We start from the raw sequence: 2,857 nt of genomic DNA, 5'->3' as shown, positions 1-2,857 counted from the left end.
GGTGGCCGCCGCGGCCTGCGCCGCTACCGCAAGCGCCTGCACGCGGCCGGGGTCGAGGTGCAGGCGCTGCTGCCGGGCGGGCTGCGCTGGCGCCGCAGCGGTCGCATGGACCTGCGCAACCACCGCAAGATCGCGGTGATCGACAACCGCGTCGGCTACATCGGCTCGCAGAACCTGGCCGAACCGCAGTTCGTCCCCGGCCATCCCAACCGCGAGCTGGTGGCGCGGGTGCAGGGACCGGTGGTGGCGCACCTGGAAGCGGTGTTCGCCAGCGACTGGTTCATCGAGACGGGGCAGCGCCTGAGCGTGGTCGCGCCCGCCTCCATCCACGGCGGCGGCGTCGCCGCGCAGCTGTTGCCCAGCGGGCCGGCGTACCCGTTCGAGAACGCCCGCGACACGGTCAACGCGCTGATCCATCTAGCGCGGCGGCGCATCGTCATGGTCACGCCGTACTTCGTGCCGGACGAGGCCACGCTCAGCGCGCTGCGCATCGCCGCGCTGTCCGGGGTGGACGTGCAGTTGATCCTGTCCGAGAGCAACAACCAGCGGCTCACCGCCTGGGCGCAGGAGGCGTATTACGACGAACTTCTGCGCAGCGGGGTCAAGATCGCGCTGTACCGGCCATGCTTCCTGCACGCCAAGCACCTGAGCGTGGATGAGGGCATCGCCCTGGTCGGCTCGATCAACCTGGACATCCGCTCGTTCGCGTTGAACGCCGAGGTCGGCATGCTGTGCTACAGCGCCGCGGTGGTGCAGCGGCTGCGCGCGGTGGAGGCCGACTACCTGGCCGACGCGCGGGTGCTGACGTTGCAGGACTGGCGTAAGCGACCGGCCTGGCGGCGCAGCCGCGAAGGCATCGCGCGCCTGGCCGATGCACTGATGTGACGCATGCCGATGACAGGCGCATGACGCGCTCATGCGCGATCGGTGCCGGCACATGCACCACGGTTCTCAGCCGCGGGCCGGGCCGGTGGGGGCTTCCCTTACAATCGCGGCATGAATGAGCTTGTGCCCAGCGAACCGGCCGACGACGACTGCGACATCGCCATCGTCGGCGGCGGCGCGGCCGGCGTGCTGGCCGCGCTGCAGTTGCTGCGCCAGGCCGGCACCGCGCTGCGCGTGCAATTGATCGAATCGCAGCCGTCGCTGGCGCAGGGCGTGGCCTATGCGACGCCCTGCGCCGAGCACCTGTTGAACGTGACGACCGGGCGCATGAGCGCATTCGCCGACGCGCCCGACGACTTCCTCGACTGGCTGCAGCAGCAGGCGTTGTATCCGCTGCTGTCGCGCGCCGCACTGGCCGAGGCCTATGTGCAGCGCCGCCATTACGCCGCCTATCTGCGCGCACGCCTGTGGCAGGCGCAGACCGCCGGGCCGGCGCGCCTGCAATGGCGCCAGGCGCGGGTGCTGGCGCTGCATCCGCAGCCGACGGGCGGTCAGATTCTGCAATTGCACGACGGTGGACAGCTGCACGCTGGCGCCACCGTGCTGGCGCTGGGCAACAGCCTGCGTCCGCTGCCGGCGCGCGGCGCTCCCGGTCTCGACGCGCCGTCGCGGATCGAGGCCTGGGACTATGCGCAGTTGCAGGCGATTCCGCGCGAGGCCACGGTGTGCATCGTCGGCTCCGGCCTGAGCATGGCCGACAGCGTGCTGACGCTGCTGGCCAATGCGCACCGCGGCCCGGTGCACGTGGTCTCGCGGCACGCCTTGCTGCCGTTGCCGCATGCCGCGCATGGCGCGCTGGCCGATTTCGATGCGCAGGCATTGCTGGCGATGCCGCTGCGCCAGCGCGTGCGCGCGCTGCGTCGCCATGCCGCCGCGGCACAGGCGCAGGGCCGGCCCTGGCAGAGCGTGATGGACCGGATACGCCCGCTGAGCCAGGCGCTGTGGCAATCGCTGTCGATCACCGAGCAGCGCCGCTTCCTGCGCCACGTGGTGCGCTACTGGGACGTGCACCGGCATCGCATTGCCGCGCCGGTGTTCGCGCAGCTGCAGGCGATGCGCCGGGTCGGCCAGTTGCGCCTGCACCGCGCGCGGCTGGACACGGTGTTCCCGGTCGGCGCCTGCGTGCAGGTCAACGGCATGGGCGCAGACGGCGTGCCGCTGCAGCTCGACGCCCACTGCGTGATCAACGCCACCGGCGTCGAACTGCGCGTCCAGACCATGCGCAATCCGCTGCTGCACCAGTTGCTGGGTTGCGGCCATGCGCAGCCGGGGCCGCACGGCATCGGCGTGGGCAGCGCCGCCGACGGCGCGCTGCTCGACGCCGACGGCCGCGCCACGCCGCGGATCCGCGTGCTCGGCAGCCTGCGCATCGGCAGCCTGTGGGAAAGCCTGGCGATCCCCGAGCTGCGGGTGCAGGCGCAGCAGACCGCGCAGGCGCTGCTGGCGCTGGACGTGTCGGCCCGCGTCGCTGCGCAATGAACACCGCGGAACAGGCCTCGCTACGATGTATGTCGGCGCGGTGGTGACATCCGAAGGCCTCCCATCGCGCTCATTGCCACAGCGGACCGAGGTGTGACCGCGTAGAAGCTGCTTCAGCCGCGACAGGCCTTCGCCGGTCACGCCCATCGCGGCTGAAGCCGCTCCTGCACGAGACTTCCCCGCAGGTATCAGCGGCTTTCATCCACCGCGTCTTGCGGCGTGCGCCCGAGCAACAGGCAGATCGCGATCGCCGCCAGCGCGGTGATCGCCGCCAGCACCCGGGTGAGCGTGCCGAAGGCCGCCGCGTAGGCCAGCCGCAGTTGCGTCGCGGACAGCGCGCCCTCGGCCATGGAGGCGGACAGATCGCCGGCGACCAGCCGCTGCGCGGTGTCCGCCAGGGCCGCGTGCGGCAGCAGCGGCGCGACCGCGGCCA

2 protein-coding genes and 1 pseudogene are annotated in these 2,857 nt (G+C 71.8%); 2 read left to right on the top strand and 1 reads right to left on the bottom strand.

Annotated elements, in window-relative coordinates; all coding sequences use genetic code 11:
- Together D588_RS0112510 and D588_RS0112505 are read left to right on the top strand one after the other, a co-directional pair.
- The coding region (locus D588_RS0112510; protein WP_017914509.1) for a phospholipase D-like domain-containing protein at window positions 1–885 on the top strand (885 nt) is incomplete at its 5' end.
- Window positions 886–996: 111 nt separating this feature from the next.
- A complete protein-coding gene (locus D588_RS0112505) occupies window positions 997–2,424 on the top strand; it encodes an FAD/NAD(P)-binding protein (RefSeq protein WP_017916224.1) in 1,428 nt (475 codons plus the stop codon).
- Between the two features lie 188 nt (window positions 2,425–2,612).
- Here the strand turns inward: D588_RS0112505 and D588_RS24680 are convergent.
- Window positions 2,613–2,857, bottom strand: a pseudogene (locus D588_RS24680) (MFS transporter); the annotation flags it as partial.

The sequence above is a fragment of the Xanthomonas sp. SHU 308 genome, from assembly GCF_000364645.1.
Lineage (GTDB): Bacteria > Pseudomonadota > Gammaproteobacteria > Xanthomonadales > Xanthomonadaceae > Xanthomonas_A > Xanthomonas_A sontii.
Note: the sequence above shows the minus strand (reverse complement) of the source record. Positions and strands in the feature narration are given on the sequence as shown.